Source organism: Chloroflexus sp. (assembly GCF_034431535.1).
Taxonomy (GTDB): domain Bacteria; phylum Chloroflexota; class Chloroflexia; order Chloroflexales; family Chloroflexaceae; genus Chloroflexus.
Window position 1 is genome coordinate 89231 of record NZ_DAOUDC010000072.1, and the last position, 16656, is coordinate 105886.

Genomic DNA, 16656 nt, shown 5'->3' on the forward strand with positions numbered 1-16656 from the left:
TCAGCCTACCATTAGCGCTGCGATCGCGCCATCAGCCGCAAGGTTGATTACTGCACTTGAAAGATGATCCGCGCCGCATCGGGCAACACCGGATCAACAATCTCGTACAGGCTGGGTAAAACGGCATTGGCAAAGAACCGCAACATCAGCGAGGCACCGATTTGACCGCCGAGCCAGCGCGTAATTGGGTAATCGATGTTGGCAAACCCGCGCACAATGAAGAGGTTCCAGAGCAGAACGGCGGTCAGCCCCAGTATCATCCCGCCGATGATAAGGCCGAGTGCGGTGCCGACAATGCGGTCAACCATCTCAAGATGGTGCGGGGTATGCACGTAGCGGAAGGTGTAGATACCGACAAAGGTGAGCACGATAAAGCAGAGCATGTGGATCAGTGCAAAGGCGACGTATTGGCTGACGAAACGTTGCCCGCCTAGTTCGCGCACAAAGATATCGGCCAGACTCTGGTAGTACAAGCTGGCCAGCACGGTGCTGAGATAAAACGAGAGGATGATCAACAGCAGCCGCACGGTGCCCTGAAAAAAGCCTACCGCCAGCGCGCCGAAGAAGAGCACAACGAAGAGGAGATCGATGATATTCATAATTCCATTTCTCCCGGCGCTAATCTCTGTCTATAGCGCAAAGACATGCTAGCCGATTATAGCATACTGGCTTACCCATTTCTGGTTCGCAGCGCGTCTATGGTTCTATGAGGTTGTCACAATGACAAGCCAAACCGATGTTGCCGGCCCAGCCGCCGCAACGACCGATCACACCGCCCCAGCGCCTTCTACCCCGCGCCCGTTACTGCCATCGGAAGTGCAGCGTGGCCTGACAATCTCCATTTGGGAAGGGGCGATTGCCAACATTCACATCAGTATCACCGGCGCCATTGGTGGCAGCGTCTTCCTTAGCGGGTTTGCCATCTTGCTCGGCGCCAATCATTTCCAAATCGGCTTGTTGGGGGCGCTGCCGTTTATTGGTCAGCTCTTTCAATTTCTCAGCGCCTACCTCGAAGCGTGTTTCGCCAATCGGCGCGCGATTGTGCTCTATGCAGTGCTGGCTGGCCGGCTGGTCTGGGTATTTCTGCTCTGCTTGCCGTTTACCGGTTGGCCGACAGCATGGCAATTAACCGTCTTTTTCATTGCTCTTGGCTTTTCCTACGGCCTCAACGGCATGGCCGGCAATGCGTGGATGAGCTGGATGAGCGATCTGGTGCCGCCCAACCGGCGCGGCAGCTATTTTGGCATCCGCAACACGGTAGTCGGGATCAGCGCCATGGTCAGCGTCTACGTTGCCGGTCTCGCGCTCGACCGGTTTCGCGCCGATGGCGCTACAGCGCAGGGCTATGCCGTCATCTTTGGCGTGGCGGTGCTGGCGGCGTTTGGTGCGGCGCTGCTGATTGCGCGCCAGCCTGAACCGCCCATTACTCCGCGCCCGTGGAACGGCGTGAGCGCGTTTTTGTTTGATCCATTGCGCGATGCCAGCTTCCGGAGTTTTACCGTGCTGGCGACTGGCTGGGCCTTAGTCACCGGCATTGCCGCCCCCTTCTTTAACGCCTACGGCCTCACTGCCCTGCGGCTCGATTTCTCGCTGCTGGCGCTCACTGGCGTGGTGACCAATGCGGTCGCCCTCTTTTTCTCACCGTTGGCCGGCTGGTTGATGGATCGCTACGGCTACCGGTTGGTGGTGACGGCGTGCGTTATGGGGACAATACCGCTGCCCTTGGGTTGGGTCCTCTCGACCCCTGACAATATCGTGCCGCTGTGGTTGACTTCAATCTTCTCTGGAGTCTTCTGGCCGGGGGTGAATCAAGGGTTAGGCAACCTCTTGATGGGGCGGGCGCCGGCAGCGCAGCGGGGTGCGGCGATGGCGATCTTTAGCCTGCTCACCGGCTTTGGTACGTTGCTGGCCTCGTTGGCCGGCGGCGCCATCGGCCAAGCGATGGCCGGCGTCACCATTGCCTTGGGGCCGCTGGCCGTGAGCGGGTTGGCAACGCTGTTTGCGCTCACGATGATCGGCCGGATTGTGATGGTGGTCGCATTCTGGCGCGTGTTAGCGCGTTAGCGGTTAGGCTTTGGGCGGGATGGCGGCCAGCTTGCGGCGTAGAAACGGAAGCCGTTCGAGGGCCTTGGTAAGCGCCTCTTTGATGATAGCCATGTCTTCAGCAGGCAAAGCCCGTAACGCGAGTACAAGGCCGGTATACACCACCATACCCAATGGCACAGCGAGGAAGAAAAAGGCCGATTCCCGCAGCCACCAGATCGAGATCAGCATCCCGATCCCAGCCAAGCCGGTGAGGCCGCTGGCCCGCCAGTTTTGCGCTCCCAGCGTGCCTTTCGGCAATACCTTAATCGCTGCAATTAAAATGCCCAACTCAGTGATGGTGTAGGCTAGCGCGCCGCCCAGTGCGCCATTCCCGAACGCCTGATCTGTCCAAGGCACCAACACAAAGTCGAGCGGCAAGGTGGCGATGGTCGCGGCGATCATTATCATATTGAGTGCCGCAGTTCGTTCAGCGGCGATCAACAACTGGCTCAGCACCGTGTTGAGGTAGGTGCAGATCAACACCAACCCCAGCACGGCCAGCACCATGCCAGTCGGGCGAAAGGCCTCGCCGTAGAGTAGCAGCGCGATTGGCTCAGCCAGCGCCAACAATCCCAATCCGATTGGCATACTGAGCGCCAGCATAATGTTAAAAATCGGGCGGGCCGCTTGGCTCAGATGATCTTGACCAGCGGCGAAGCGGCGGGTCAGTGTGGGAAAAATGACGGTGCCAATCGCCATTGGAAAGAACATCAACGTGCCAAAAAGGTTGACAGCCGTGCCATACCAGCCTACCGCCTCGGTTGAGGCGAAAAGCGCGATAAAGAGTCGGTCAATCTGCTGATAGACCATCAGTGTCAATGCCGTCACTAGATATTGTTTTGAGGCGAGCAGCATACTGCGCGCCGCAGCCAGATCAATCCTCCAGCGGGGGGGGTGTTGGCGAAAGAGGAAAAATGCATCGCCCGCCAAAGCGACCAGCGCTGCCAGCACATTTGCCCAGCCGATCCAGATCACGTTAAATCCGGCGAAGAGCAGGCCAAGGCTCACGATCGTGAGCACAATCTTGCTGATCACTGAGACCAACGAGACATAATGCGTCTGCTCTAGCCCGTTGAGCGCCGCGATCAAGCCGCTGCTAAGCACAGTGAGCAGAGTCGTGATCCCGACTATCCAGATCAGCGCGGTTTGGGTAGGATCAGCCGCCACTGCAAGCAGATCGTAACCGAAAACAACCAGACACCCAATGGCCCATAGCGCCACCCTCACCAGCATGCTCGTCCCTACCAAGGCGCCGGTGTGCTGAGGATCGCGGGCAATAACCTTGGTGAGGTAGGTATCCATGCCAAACGTGATTAACACGCCGGCAATCATCCAGATTGAGAACGCAATCGAGAGTTGGCCGATGGCGAGCGGGCCAAGAATGCGGGGCTGAAAGATAGCCACCAAAAACGCCATGCTCCACGTGAGTAACTGGGCGGCCATCATAGCGCTGGCATTGCGCGCCAGCCGCGCTCCACTGATTGGCGGCGGCGAGCCGGCGTTGGGTGATGGTTCAGCGCTCACAGTTTCACTCCTCTCTGCGACTGATCAGCTAATTGGGCGATTGGAACGTAGCAGCACGACGCGTGATTGATCGCATACTTCCAGCTTTTGCTCAAGCCGGCAAATGGATAATAGAGCTGATCAAGCCCAAGCAACACTTTATCACGACGGTGCCATTTCAAAATGCCGGAAGCGATTTGGCGCAACCCTTGGCTAAACAGCCACTCACCTAGCATGACCAGCCCGCCCACATCACCACAGCGCAGGTATTTGCCGGCGACAGCGCCGGTGCCGATGCCATAGGCGCGATAGCTCCGGCGCACGCCTTGCCAATTCTGAAGGTGATGATGGTATGCAATGGCATGCGGCGTAAACACAATCCAACCGCCAGCTTTCAATGCGCGATAGCCGAGATCACGCTCTTCCCATGCGCCGAGCGGCGCGCCAGCCCCAATCAACTCATCAAAGCCGCCTAAGCGTTCAAAGGCTTCCCGCCGCGCACCCATATTGTGGCCGTGACCAAAAGAGAGGTTAAACCGATTTTGATGAAAGACGCGGCGTGGCCCGCTGCAGGTGCCAAGCACCAATTCGTCGCTAGTGGTTGGCTGTACTCCCGGATACACTGCGCCGAAAGCAAGCCAGACCTGATCGTGGCGCAATTCGCTCACCAAACCGGTGATCCAATGCGGATCAAGAACACAATCATCGTTCGTGAACAGGATGTAGGGAGCATTGCCTAAAGCAGCGCCGGCATTACGGGTCGCCGAAATGCCATACACCGGCCGGCGCAGATATCTGATCCGCGCGTCGCTAGCGGCATGCGCACGCACACATTGTTCAGTTCGGTCATCTTTGCTCTGGTCGAGCACCCAAAGCGTAAAATGCGGATATGCACTTTGGCGGAGACTCGTGATCGTGGCATCAATCACTGCGCCACGTTCGTAGGTCGAAATCACAACATCAACTGCCGGCGTATGCATAGTATTACTGCCTAATTACTGCCCATAACCGCTGACGGCAGCAGTGTACGCCTGATAGTTGACACTTTGCTGAAACGGTGGCCGGTCGTACTTAACGAGACCGTCACCTTTCAGATGATGCTATGGTTCGCACCGGGATGGGGTATAAGAGTCGTTGAATCTCGTTGATCAAATCATCAGAATCGACCGGCTTGGTGAGAAAGGAATTAACGCCGACACCAGCCGCTTTTACTTCATCTTGCTCTTTGACGCTGCCAGTGATCATAATAATCGGTAGTTCAGCGTGGCGCGTATGAGCCCGGATGGCGCGCGCTAATTCGATCCCATCCATCCTTGGCATCGTCAGGTCAGTTATCACGAGATCAACTGGAAAGGAGTCGAGACGATGCAACGCCTGCTGGCCATCAAGCGCAGTAACAACAACATAGCCGTACTGTTCGAGCACAAAGCTCATCAAGCGATGACTGGGAACGTAGTCGTCAACTATCATGATAGTTGTCATGGCTGTTGTCTCCTCTATGCCAGACGTTTCATCAAATGCCAATGATTGCCGTCAGGGCGCGTAGTATAACTCACCCTATCCATAAGATGGCGGATCAGGAACATGCCATAGCCGTGAATTTGCGCTTCGCTAAGATTAGGTTGAGGCACCAGTTCCGGATCAAATGATTCGCCGGTGTCTTGCAGTTCGATTTCAAGCCTCAGCGGTTGCGGATGGAGGGCAAGCGTGATCGCAATACGTCCTTCGCCAGCGCGACGGTTACGATATGCATGGCTGACAATGTTGGTGCAGACTTCATGGGCTGCCAGTTGCACATTATATACTAATGCCTCATCAGACGCTCCTATCTGCCGCAGTAATTCAGCGATAGTTTCGCTCAGCAGATGGAGGTAGGCCGGGCGGGCCGGCAAATCAAGCCGGATGACTTCGCTGTGTTGCAGACTCACGGTGCTGCTCCTTTGAGCACGATGAGGGTTTGATCATCATCTTGCGGATGGCCGGCGCTAAATTGGTCGATGGCTCGAAAGAGAGCATCGGTAATGGCCTGCGCCGGTTGGGCGGCCAATTCATCAACTGCTACCAATAGTCGCTCGATGCCGAATAATTCATCTTGGTCATTGCGTGCATCGCTAAACCCGTCGGTAGCGACAATCAGGAGATCTCCGTCCTCTATCGCCAATGAACGGTTTTGAAAATGATTAACCGGCAAGATGCCAATCGCTGTGTTGTCGGCCAAGAGCAATTCAGCGCGTCCATTGCGTGGCCGGTAGATCACCGGAGCGTGGCCGGCGTTCGCATAAGTAATGACTCGTTCGGCATCATCATATTGGCCAACAAACACGGTTGCAAAGACGCCAATGCGGGTGAAGTCGTTGTAGAGATCTTCATTCGATTGTCGCATCACCAGCGCCGGCGTCGGCGCAGGCATAAATTGCGCTTTGCTATGGAGCGCGGTGCGCGTCATTGACATTAACAGCGCCGCTGAAACGCCCTTGCCACTAACATCGCCGATGGTAAAGATGAATGGGTGGTTCGGCAGGTTGATGAAGTCAAAGAAATCGCCGCCCACTTGCAGGGCTGGGCGTGAATAGGCGTAGATATCAAGACCGCTCACGTTGGGCAACGAGCGCGGCAGAAGATCAGTTTGCACGCGCCGGGCCAGATCCATCTCGCTGCGCAGCCGGGCTTGCTCGACCATCTCTTGGTATAACAAGATGCGCTCAATCTGGGCGCTTGCCTGATCGGCAATTGCCCGGCCAAGCTTCAATTCTGGCGTGCCGAACCGATCGGCGCGATCCATGATACCCAAGCATGCCATGACCATCCCGCGTACGCGAATTGGTATCAGCATCAGGTTGCGCACTCCGGGCGGGCGGCGCAAATCGCCATCTTCTTCACTTAATAACAGCGGACGATCTGCGGTTTGTAATTGCCAGTACAGCCGCCAGATCGCTTCGGTGTTCAAGCTATTCTCGGCTGATTGCACAATCAGCGGATCACCCCCATGCGTTGGGATATAAGCGGCGAATCCTGATCTACCCTTCAGCATGCGTTGCGCTTCGCTTACCACCGCAGTTAGGGTTTCGCGAATGGTTACTAGATCGCGCATTGCTTGGGTCAATCGGTAAAGGGCAAGTTGCTGATCTTGGCTCGTGACCAAATCTGCTGTTAGACACTGTAATTCGTATTCGAGCTGCAGGATGTAGCCGATTAAACTGGCGTCAGCTTGTAACCGCCGCCGTGCCGCCTCGTTCCGCAACCCGCTCAGGTGCAGCTCGCCGACAATCTCGTCATACTGGTAGATCGCAGCCGTGAGATCCGGCGGCAGCATACGTTGACCAGATGGCCAATAGACGAGAGGTCGGCCATGTTCGTAGACGCCGAAGGCTTGTGCCCCCTGCGCGATCCATGCTTCGGCAATCGTCTGTATCCGGCTGTATTGTGAACTGAGGAGGGAAACCAACATACAGCTGCTGCCTCAGGCGTTTAAGACGGCCAACGCATGGTCAGCGTCGACAAAAATGTTGAAGGCTCTGTCAAGGCGGGTCAGTTCAAAAATCATCAACACCGGGCGCCGTAACCCACAGAGAGCAAATTCACCCTTGCTCTGCTGACAACGTTTCATCGCTGAGACCAGCGTTGCCAATGCCGTCGAATCAACAAAGGTGGTTTCGCTCAAATCAACGAGTACTCGCGCACCGGGTGTTGCGGTTGCCTGTTCGAGCCAGTGTTGTACTGGCGGTACAGTATTTGCATCGAACCGGCCTTCGATTGCAAGAATTGCCACATTGTTGACTTGTTGCGGCTTCATTTCCATGGCCAACCATTCTCCTTACAGTAATAGTTCACTGTGACACATGCATGATAGTTGAGAAGTCAAATGGCGTGTGTTGCCTATTGACCTGTTGGTGGCGCGATATCTGCTGTGATCATCGTTTGGGCTGAAGCGCTTGACATTTTGGTCCGGCGCAGCCAAACAATGGGTGTACGCAATAGAATGTTGAGATCTTCTCGCCACGTGCGGATTGCACTATAGTATACATCGGCCACAATCACCGCATCGATCTCGCTGTTGGCTTGAACGTACCATAGCCCGGTAATGCCGGGCGGCGCATCATGTCGGCGTTGCTGCCATTCTTCGCTGAGCAATTCGGCTTCGGGAAGCGTCAATGGTTTGACTCCCACGAGTTGGAGTTCGCCGCGAATGACGTTCAAGAGTTCAGGCAGCCGGTGGAACTCATACCGTTCAAGCCATTCTCCAAACCAGAGATAGCGCCCATCTGGTCGTCGGGTGCGCCAGCGCCAAAGCGTGAACGACCGCAGCGTCGTTTGCCCATTGGCCAGCACCACTCGTTCACCTGCGCACGGTACGCCAATCAATGGGCGCCCGCCGTTGCCGATGGCGGCGAGCAGGCCGCTCAGCAAGAGCAGTGGGCTCAGGATGATCAGCAAGAAGAATGCTCCTAACCGATTGATTACGCTCGCAATCCGGCTCACGCTCGCCGTCACTGCCGATACCCGCCCAATCAGGAACGGATCGACCACTGCTGTCTGTTCACCAGTGTCGGGATCGATGATCATACCCGGATAGACAATGCGCCGGTTGACGTTGACTAATTGGCCGACGTAGGTGTCAGGCCAAATCGTGCTCATTGTGACCGTAGCTTCATCATCGATCATGCAACCGGCGCCAATCACCGCGCCGGGGCCGAGTTCGCTGTCGCGCCCAATCCAACAGTTATCGCTAATGTACAACGGCGGTGCAATTCGCGCGCTGGGATGAATCGAGGCGTTGCGCCCCACCCAGATGCCGGGGGCAATCTGGCGCCCGCTGATTGATGGATACCGCACAGTTTCGCTTGGCCCGTCTGTGATTGCCGCATCCGCAGCCCGGTATGCGCTGTAGAGAAAGACCTGTTGCGCAGCGTGGTAATCGGCCAATGTGCCGAGCGGGTTCCAATAGCCGTCGAATGTAAAGTTCCCCACTAACTGGCCCTGTTCAAGCAGACGCGGCAGGAGATCGGTTGCGATGTTGCAGCGGCTGCGGAGCGGAATCTGAGCGATCAGCGCCGGTTCAACGATGTAGGCCCCGGTCAATTCCGGCGCATCGAGACTATGTGCTGCCGGCACAATGGTGCTGATGAGGCCATCCGGTGTTATGTGTGCGCGTAGACCAGTTTGCTGATCGCGCGGCGTGTGGCTGATTGCAGTGATGAGCGCGCGGTGGCGTTGGTGCTGGGATAGCGCCGCTTCAATCGGCAAGTCGATAATTGCAGCCCCCGGCAGCACAAGGCAAGTCTCATGCACTAACGGCCCGGCCCAACGCAGCGCGCCGCCATCGGCCCATGCTTCGGGCAAGGTGATATATTCAATCTCAACTCCCCAACGCCGGCCGCTGCCAAACGCTGCTGTGATGAGAGCGCTCTGTTCATGCAGTGCGATCAGGATTCGTTTGATGCCGGCGCGAGCCAGTAGTTCTACTGTAGTTACCATCACTGGCCGTTCAACCACCGGCAGCAAGACGTTTGGCAATACTCTAGTCAAAGGCGGCAACCGGTGTTCTTCAGCCGTCGCAAGTAACAACGCTATCGTCATTGCTTAGCACCTTCTGTTGCAACAGTTGCAGTCATCAACGGCGCCGCCGTCGCTGCCGGCACATCGGCGAAGATCGACAGCACCTGATCGAGCTTCACTAACTGGAGTGTGCGCAAGACATCACGTGCGCACCCGGCGATGCGGAGGGCGCTGCCCAGCTCACGCGCCTGCCGGTCGAGCTTCACCAATGAGGCCATGCCGGCGCTGGCCATAAAGGTTGTCGTGCTGCAATCGATGATCACGCGCCCGCCCTGTTCCAGCACTACGCTGGCCTGTGCCAGCAAGGCGGGCGCAGTAGCTGCGTCAAACAGCCGTGGCGCGGTGATGATGGTCCAGCCATGAGTGACCGGTGCTGGTAGTTGCGTCTGTTGGTGTTGTTCGATCCATGCGGTGATTGCCGGCAAATCGGTGAAACGCTCGAAGAACCGGTCAAGCTTGAGCAGATCAAGCAAGCGGTTAATCGGTTCTTGTACACGCAACAGCAAGATATCGCCGCCATTGGTTCGAGCGCGCTTGGCCAATGCCACCAATGCGCCTAGCGCTGAACTGTCGAGAAATTGGGTGGCGCTGAGATCAAGGATGATATACTGATTCGTTTCCAGCAACCGATTGGCCTCTTGAGTAAACGGCTCAAGACTGCTCACGTCGAGTCGCGAGCCAACGGCTAGCACAGGCCATGGAATGACCGGCGTTGGCGCGGCAGGCGGCGCTGGCGGTGGGGCAGGCGCCTCTCGCGGAACCATGCTTAAGGTGTTGCCGCGCTGCATTGCCCACCACTGGCGCAGGAAGAAATAGCCAAAGTAGATGAAGTCGTGAACATACCGTTTCCACAATCGGCGTGGTTCCTGCGCAAGGCGGTAGACCCACTCTAGCCCGGTTCGTTGCATCCAGAGCGGCGCTCGTTTGGTAACGCCGACAATCATATCGAAGGTGCCGCCGACCCCAATCGCGATCGGTACCCGCAGCTCGTGGGCATACATCCGGATCCACTTCTCTTGCTTGGGGTTGCCGAACGCAACCAGCACAATATCAGGCTGTGCCGCTTTCACGGCTTCTACCACCGATCGATCCATCTCGAGTACCGAGCTTGGCGGTGGCGAGAGCACGCCGGCTACCCGCAGACCGGGATAACGCTCTTGTAAGATGGCGGCAGCTTTGGCCGCCACCCCCTCACGTGCGCCAAGGAAAAAGATCGAATAGCCGCGTTGCGCTGCTCGTTCGGCTAGCGCTGGCACCATATCGGCGCCGGTGACCCGGCCGGGTAATGGCCCGCCGAGCAGTCGCGATGCCCATACCAGCGGCATGCCATCGGCTGTGGCCATATCCGCCTCTTGCAAGATACGCCGTAATTCGGGATCGTGGAGGGCGTTGACCACAAAATCGGCATTGACCGTAGCGATCTGGTGCAGCCGGCCAGTGGCTCGCCCAGTCGCGACAAATTCATCGCAACGGTCGAGCGCTTCAGCCATGGTCAGATTGTCAATTGGCACTCCTAAAATGACGAGCAGTTTGCGCATGTCTTTCCATCCTCGTCAATACGCGCCGCGACCGAGCAAGACCGCTGGAATAGTGCGGAGCAGGATTTCAATATCTTTCCAAATGCTCTGCTCGGCAATGTATTGCAGATCGAGTTCGACCCAGCGCTTGAAATCGAGATCGCTGCGCCCTGACACCTGTTGCAGCCCGGTAATGCCCGGAATTGCATGCAACCGGCCAAGCTGCTCATAGGTGTATTTGGCAACTTCGCTGGGCAGCGCCGGGCGTGGCCCGACCAGACTCATGTCGCCTTTCAGCACGTTGAAGAGCTGTGGCAGTTCGTCAATGCTCAATTTACGGATCACCCGGCCAACTTGTGTCACGCGCGGATCGCGCTTCATTTTGAACACGGGGCCGTCGGCTTCATTTTGGGCTTGCAATTCACGCAGCCGCTGTTCGGCATCAACATACATCGAGCGAAATTTATAACAATAGAAATGTTCGCCGTCTTTCCCGACCCGCACCTGCTTGAAGATTACCGGACCCGGCGATTCAAGCTTGATCAAGATCGCGGTAATCAGCATGATCGGTGCAGTTAACACAATTGCAATGCTGGCAACGGTAATATCCAAAACGCGCTTGAGTCGGGTGAGGAGCTTGGTGCGAATGACCCAGAGCGAGAGGGTAAAACGCAGGCGTTGGTTGGCGCGGTTGCGCTGAAATCGCCGTTTTGCAAAGATTTCTAACATACGCTGACTTTTGGCATCGTAGCTTGTTGGAATTGGTTTAGTTGTGCTCATACCTGACACCTCTCCGGTTTTGTTCGTTCTTACTATATACCAGCAAGCGAACAAAATGCTTACACGAAAAGATCTGGCGGTGACGAATATGTCACGCTGCCGGCAATCTTTGTGCGGTGTTCGTACTATACTGCTGCATGGTATATACTCGCTTTTTTGCGTGATAAGTGGCAGCTTGTAAACTGTCATCCAAAAGATTGTTTTTTGTTAATAGACGGTTATCTTTCGTTAGCGTTGCGACGTTGTTTGCAGCATATCAACGCTCTTCGGTTTCCATGCGCTTGTCCATGCATATAACCATTGATTTGTCAGCTTGCGGTGGCATAGTAAGGATGGCGAATCGGTTTTCGATTGAGCGTTCTTGTTCTATCGTGATGAGGTTCTTGTATGGCAACGGTTTCCCGCTGGCTTTGGATCGGGTTTGTAATCATATTAGTCGCTTGCCAAGCGCCGGTTTCGGCTCCGGCGCCAACGGCCGTGGCTCCAGCCGGCCCCACGGCGCCGGCATTATCGCCTTCGGCTGTGCCGGCGTCGCCAACCGCAGCGCCAGCTAGCCCCATGATTATGATCGATCCAAGCGTGGCGCGTCCATTTGCCCGGGAATTGCTCGGCGCCAACGTTCCGGCATGGCTTAATCCATATCGTCTGAATGATGAAACATTTATGAGCCGCACAGCCGAGCTCGGCCTGACGTTGTTACGGATGCCGGGGGGAAGCTGGAGCAATGCTTACGCATGGGCCGATTGTGAGACGGGTGGGGAAGGTTGCTATTGGCCGTGGGCGGCAAAGCCGTCTGATTTCCTCCGGTTTGCGCGTACAGTAAACGCCGAGATAATCTGGACGGTCTCGATCAACGGTTCAGCGCAAGAAGCAGCAGCGTTAGTGGCGTTTTTCAATGGTTCTATAGATGATGAACGACCAATTGGGCCGGATTCTCGCGGGCGTGATTGGCAGACAGTAGGCCATTGGGCGCGATTGCGCGCCGAAGTGGTTGGTCAAGAGCCGTTTCCGGTTCGCTACTGGGAAATTAGCAATGAAGTGTATGGCGCAAAGCGCGAGATAGGGCCGAATTGTTCAGAGTGGGGTTGGGAAGATGTCTGGACGTGCGATGCCGATGAATATCTGCGCGGCGCAACGTTTAACGGGGTAGCCTATGATGGCTATCTCGCCTTTTACGATGCGATGAAAGCGGTTGATCGCTCGATTCAGATCGGCGCAGTCGGGGTGGAAAAGCCCGACGATTGGAGCGATTGGGGCAATCGCGTCATTGCCGGCGCTGGCGAGAAGCTTGATTTCTACGTTGTTCACTATTACCCGTACTTCCAACCGCCCGAAAACCCGGCCGGCGCGTTGCAGCAGCCGCAACGCAGTTGGCCGAGGATCATGGCTGATCTGCGCGCCGCATTCGATCGCCATCTTGGCCGGCAAGTGCTGGTAGCTGTCACCGAGTACAATCTCGTTTCATTTCAAGACAGCGATAACGGCCAATTGATGCGGCGCGCGGTGAATCTGTTCTTTATCGCCGATACTATCGGCCAGATGGCGGTTCACGGCGTTGCAATCGCCAATCAGTGGGATTTAGCGAATGGGCGAGCCTATAATGGCACTGACTATGGCTTGCTCGATGCCGATACCTTTGCGCCCAATCCCCAATACTATGCCCTGCTGCTCTGGAGCCAGTTTGGTGATGAATTGCTGGACGTGCAGCATCCGTTTGATCCAGCTACGACATTGAGCGTGTATGCTGGCCGGCGCGCCGATGGCTCATTAACCCTGCTAGCGCTTAACAAGACCGATCAGTCGTTGACGGCCACGATAGCGTTGCCAGCAGGTGATTGGCAGATGTCTGCCACCGTGGTAAGCGCGACCGATTTGCTCGCCGAGACGGTGACGCTGGCCAAATCAGAAGCGTTGCTTGTCGCTAGCGGCGACTCTTATACCTTTGCGCCCTATACGCTGACGCTTCTCACATTTGTCATCCCTCAATAGAGCAATAGAGGAGGAAGGTGATGCGTAGAGTATCGTTGTTAATTATAGCAGTCATTCTGGTTCAGGCTCTGGTCCCTGCTCAAGATGCTAGCGCTGAAATTCTCGATCCCGGCTCCGGCGGCTGCCCGATCAATACGATCGTGGGTGGTGCCAATCTGGTACAAAACGGTGATTTTGCCCAAGGTGTGGTGGGCTTTACCTCAAACTTGATCAATCGAGGTCATAGCGTCTACCCTGATGACTCCAACGGTGGCGGTTTCTCGATCCAAACGGGTACTGTGGTCTATCCACCCTTCGAGGCCAATCCGTATCTATATGGCCGCCCGTTTCCCGGCGACCCGCAGCGTGATGTGCCGCCGTCAGATACCTATTTCTACTCAAACCCTAGCGAAGCGAATTACCTCGCCGGCAATGGCCGGGTCAATTTGTGGACGCAGGTCGTGGCGGTAGCTCCCAACACCACCTACAATTTCTTTGCCTATTTCGACAATTTGCTCGACCCGGTGAAGAGTGCCAATGGCACTGCCGATCCGCTTATCGAGCTGCGCGTCAATAACCTATCAGTAGGTACGACGAGGGTCCCCAAGACACCTGATCGCTGGGTGCCGATCCAGTTTGCATTTACCACTGGTAACAATGTGACGAGCATCACCTTACAGATTGATAGTTTGACCAACAGCACCTTTGGCGATGATTTCGCCATGACCCAGATTAACCTCAAGCAGTGTGTGAGCGGAGTTGGCGTGGCGAAATATGCCTTCCCGCCGGTCGCCGAAACGCGCAACGGTGAAGAGGGTTTCCGGCTAGAGTACTGGATCACGTTCCGTAACTTGGGCGCTAATCCGGTGGCAGACGTACAAGCAATGGATGATCTCGCTACTGTGTTTGCCAGCGCCGAAGCATGGGAAGTTGTTTCACTCAGCTCAATGTCTGAAAGCGGGTTTGCCGTGTTTAATGTCAATCCGTCATTTGACGGTCAGCACGACCTTGAACTATTGGCGGCCAATCAGAGTTTGGCTCCCGGTCAGCGGGCGCGTTTGAGCTTGGTCGTTTGGGTGCAGCCACCGCCGGGGCCGGTCGTGTTTCGGAATGTCGTCAATCTGGTTGCCCGCTCAGGAAATGTTACCGTCACCGATGTTTCGATGCCCGGTTTTGATCCTGATCCTAATCATAACGGTGATCCCAGGGAAGAGGATGAAATCGGCGCTACGATCTCCATCTTCTCACCGTTTAAGTATTGGGTGCCGATTGTCACCCGGTAAACTTTACGTAAGAGTGCGGATCGGCTTAGCCGGTACCCCTCCCACCAAGGTGTTGGCTGGCACCGAACGATTGACCACACTGCCGGCAGCGATCACGCTGCCGGCGCCAATCTTGATGCCGGGCAGCAGCAAGGTTCGCGCACCGATCCATGCGCCAGATTCGATGGCTACCGGTGCGGTGGTTAGCGGGCCGGCGCGATGTTCAGCAGCGCCCATTGTATGCGAAGCGGTCAGAATCATCACTTCGTGACCAACACCCACGTGATCGGCAATCGTGATGCAATCGTTCAGATCAAAAAAGCAATCGGTGTTGATAATACAATGTTGGCCGATCTGAAGCCGGCGGTGGATCGGGCCGTACCCGTGGAAGCGCATCGGCCCCATGATGACCGTGCCGTAGCCGATGGCGAAGCCAGCTAACCGAAGCAAGCGCGGTCGTAAGCGCGCTGCCGTATAACGCGGCAGCAAGCGAATCAGGCTGTTCATAATGATCAAGCGCGGCTGCCAAGCACCGAGCTCTTCATCCACGATCCGGCGGAGTTTAGCGATACGTGATTCTGGCATGGCGTTCTCCTCGCGTGATAGCCGGCTTACAGCGGTTATTGTGCCAGATCAATGGGTTTGCTGCTAGCGGCTTGACGCCGGCTAACGAAACTGTTAACTGCTTGGGTGTGGTTGCGCGTGGTGAATGTGGCCCATTGATGCCGTTCTAATGCCATGCGTGGCTTTTGACACTGTCAAGTTTGCCTTGCACTGCATAACGAATTAACAAGCTTGTATTCATGCAAAGAGCGTTTATAGCTGGTATGATGCATGTAGCATGAGCAAGGCATCGTTCATGAGATAACTCAGCAAGAGGGATGTAGCGTATGGTTCGTTTGATCATTCTCAGATTATTAGAGAGCTTTTTCCGCCGCCCATTGCTCAATCTCGCTCCATTCGCCATTGCGCTCATCTTGGGTGCCGGTTACATCTTTCTCTCACCGCCCGAATACCTGTCGAGCGGTAAGATCTATGTCGAGAAAGATAGTCTACTCGCCTCGCTCACTTCCTCGAATACCGATGTCTCGTGGTGGGTAACGCCGGCACAGGCCACGGCCAACGAGTTGGGTGAATTGCTGGCGACGAATGCCTTTGTCCGTTCGGCGATCCAGCAGACTAAACTCGAACCGCTGATGGCTGGCGGCCCAGAGGTGGTATGGGAAACGTTCACCTTCTTTCGCCGTGAAGTCAGCATCAACTCGCTTGGTGATAAGTTGGTCGAAATCCGGGCCACGACTGATGATCCCGAACTCTCGTATCAGTTGGTAGTGGCAACAATGGATACTTATCTCAAGTGGAAACTAAACACTGATTTCCAAGAGAGCGTAGCGGCGCAGAAATTTTTCGAGAGCTTGATTGCGCCGTATCAAGCCGAAGTTGATCAGGCCCGGCAGGCATTGATCGACTTTCTCAGCAACAATCCCGAACCGGTGCGCGGCGAACGCCCGCCCAGCGAGCAGTTCCAGCTTGATCAGTTGCGGGCAGCACTGGAGCGGGCTGAAGAGCGATTGATCGCCGTGCGCGAAAATGAAGAGAGCGCCCGGTTGGCGCTGGTAAAGAATGAGAGCCTGATCCGGCAGACGTATCAGATCATCGACCAGCCCGAATTGCCGCAGAAAGCCGAATTCTCGCTCACCGGCTTCGTCAAGAATATGATCATCTTTGTCGCGATTGGCGTATTCTTGTCGGTCAGTCTGATCGGCGGCGGCGCGCTGCTCGATCGTAGCTTGCGCTTCCCGGTCGATGTGCGTCACGGGCTTAATGTGCCGCTCTTGGCGCTCGTGCCGTTTAATCAAGAGGTAACGCCGCCGGCTGTAGTCGCGGCAGCCGCGCCCGAAGCGGAGCGGCCTTCGCTGCAGCCGCAAGAGGTGTGATTGGCCGTGGAAATCGCTTTCGGGCCCTGTCTAGATGTGCTAACGGGT

The 16656-nt window shown here is 56.1% G+C and carries 15 protein-coding genes; 4 read left to right on the top strand and 11 right to left on the bottom strand.

What is annotated here, in order from left to right:
* Positions 1-47: 47 nt before the first annotated feature.
* Positions 48-599 carry a CvpA family protein gene (locus tag U9R61_RS17840; protein WP_322490163.1) on the bottom strand — a complete coding sequence of 184 codons (552 nt, stop codon included), beginning with the start codon at positions 597-599 and terminating at the stop codon, positions 48-50.
* A 121-nt stretch (positions 600-720) separates the two neighbouring features.
* Here U9R61_RS17840 and U9R61_RS17845 point away from each other — a divergent pair, with 121 nt between their 5' ends.
* On the top strand, positions 721-2064 hold the full coding sequence (locus tag U9R61_RS17845) for an MFS transporter (RefSeq protein WP_322490164.1): 1344 nt from the start codon (positions 721-723) through the stop codon (positions 2062-2064).
* A gap of 3 nt (positions 2065-2067) precedes the next feature.
* Here the strand turns inward: U9R61_RS17845 and U9R61_RS17850 are convergent, their stop codons facing one another.
* The 9 genes from U9R61_RS17850 to U9R61_RS17890 all read right to left on the bottom strand — a co-directional run bounded on the left by U9R61_RS17850 (position 2068) and on the right by U9R61_RS17890 (position 11441).
* Complete coding sequence (locus U9R61_RS17850) at positions 2068-3609, bottom strand: flippase (RefSeq protein WP_322490165.1); 1542 nt, start codon at positions 3607-3609, stop codon at positions 2068-2070.
* A complete protein-coding gene (locus tag U9R61_RS17855) occupies positions 3606-4568 on the bottom strand; it encodes a glycosyltransferase (RefSeq protein WP_322490166.1) in 963 nt (320 codons plus the stop codon). The genes U9R61_RS17850 and U9R61_RS17855 overlap by 4 nt, the downstream gene beginning before the upstream one ends.
* 103 nt (positions 4569-4671) lie before the next feature.
* Positions 4672-5070, bottom strand: a complete 399-nt coding sequence (locus tag U9R61_RS17860) for a response regulator (RefSeq protein WP_322490167.1) — start codon at positions 5068-5070, stop codon at positions 4672-4674.
* Positions 5071-5084: 14 nt separating this feature from the next.
* On the bottom strand, positions 5085-5516 hold the full coding sequence (locus tag U9R61_RS17865; RefSeq protein WP_322490168.1) for an ATP-binding protein: 432 nt from the start codon (positions 5514-5516) through the stop codon (positions 5085-5087).
* The gene (locus U9R61_RS17870; RefSeq protein WP_322490169.1) at positions 5513-7036 is read right to left on the bottom strand and encodes a PP2C family protein-serine/threonine phosphatase; all 1524 of its coding nucleotides are present in this window, start codon (positions 7034-7036) and stop codon (positions 5513-5515) included. The genes U9R61_RS17865 and U9R61_RS17870 overlap by 4 nt, the downstream gene beginning before the upstream one ends.
* Before the next feature lie 12 nt (positions 7037-7048).
* A complete protein-coding gene (locus tag U9R61_RS17875) occupies positions 7049-7387 on the bottom strand; it encodes an STAS domain-containing protein (protein ID WP_322490170.1) in 339 nt (112 codons plus the stop codon).
* Positions 7388-7464: 77 nt separating this feature from the next.
* Positions 7465-9165: a sugar transferase gene (locus tag U9R61_RS17880; protein WP_322490171.1), complete on the bottom strand. Its 1701-nt coding sequence runs from the start codon at positions 9163-9165 to the stop codon at positions 7465-7467.
* Positions 9162-10682 (bottom strand): WecB/TagA/CpsF family glycosyltransferase, encoded by a 1521-nt coding sequence (locus tag U9R61_RS17885; protein ID WP_322490172.1) that lies wholly within the window; start codon positions 10680-10682, stop codon positions 9162-9164. The genes U9R61_RS17880 and U9R61_RS17885 overlap by 4 nt, the downstream gene beginning before the upstream one ends.
* Before the next feature lie 15 nt (positions 10683-10697).
* Positions 10698-11441 carry a sugar transferase gene (locus U9R61_RS17890; protein ID WP_322490173.1) on the bottom strand — a complete coding sequence of 248 codons (744 nt, stop codon included), beginning with the start codon at positions 11439-11441 and terminating at the stop codon, positions 10698-10700.
* 387 nt (positions 11442-11828) lie between these two features.
* Between U9R61_RS17890 and U9R61_RS17895 the strand changes: the two genes are divergently transcribed.
* Together U9R61_RS17895 and U9R61_RS17900 are read left to right on the top strand one after the other, a co-directional pair.
* The gene (locus U9R61_RS17895; protein ID WP_322490174.1) at positions 11829-13430 is read left to right on the top strand and encodes an alpha-L-arabinofuranosidase; all 1602 of its coding nucleotides are present in this window, start codon (positions 11829-11831) and stop codon (positions 13428-13430) included.
* Between the two features lie 20 nt (positions 13431-13450).
* The gene (locus U9R61_RS17900; protein WP_322490175.1) at positions 13451-14692 is read left to right on the top strand and encodes a hypothetical protein; all 1242 of its coding nucleotides are present in this window, start codon (positions 13451-13453) and stop codon (positions 14690-14692) included.
* 3 nt (positions 14693-14695) lie between these two features.
* On the opposite strand, the gene U9R61_RS17905 is transcribed toward U9R61_RS17900, so the two are convergent.
* Positions 14696-15256 (bottom strand): acyltransferase, encoded by a 561-nt coding sequence (locus tag U9R61_RS17905; RefSeq protein WP_322490176.1) that lies wholly within the window; start codon positions 15254-15256, stop codon positions 14696-14698.
* 305 nt (positions 15257-15561) lie between these two features.
* Here U9R61_RS17905 and U9R61_RS17910 point away from each other — a divergent pair, with 305 nt between their 5' ends.
* Positions 15562-16608, top strand: coding sequence for a lipopolysaccharide biosynthesis protein (locus U9R61_RS17910; RefSeq protein WP_322490177.1), 1047 nt, complete (start codon positions 15562-15564; stop codon positions 16606-16608).
* Positions 16609-16656 lie beyond the last annotated feature (48 nt).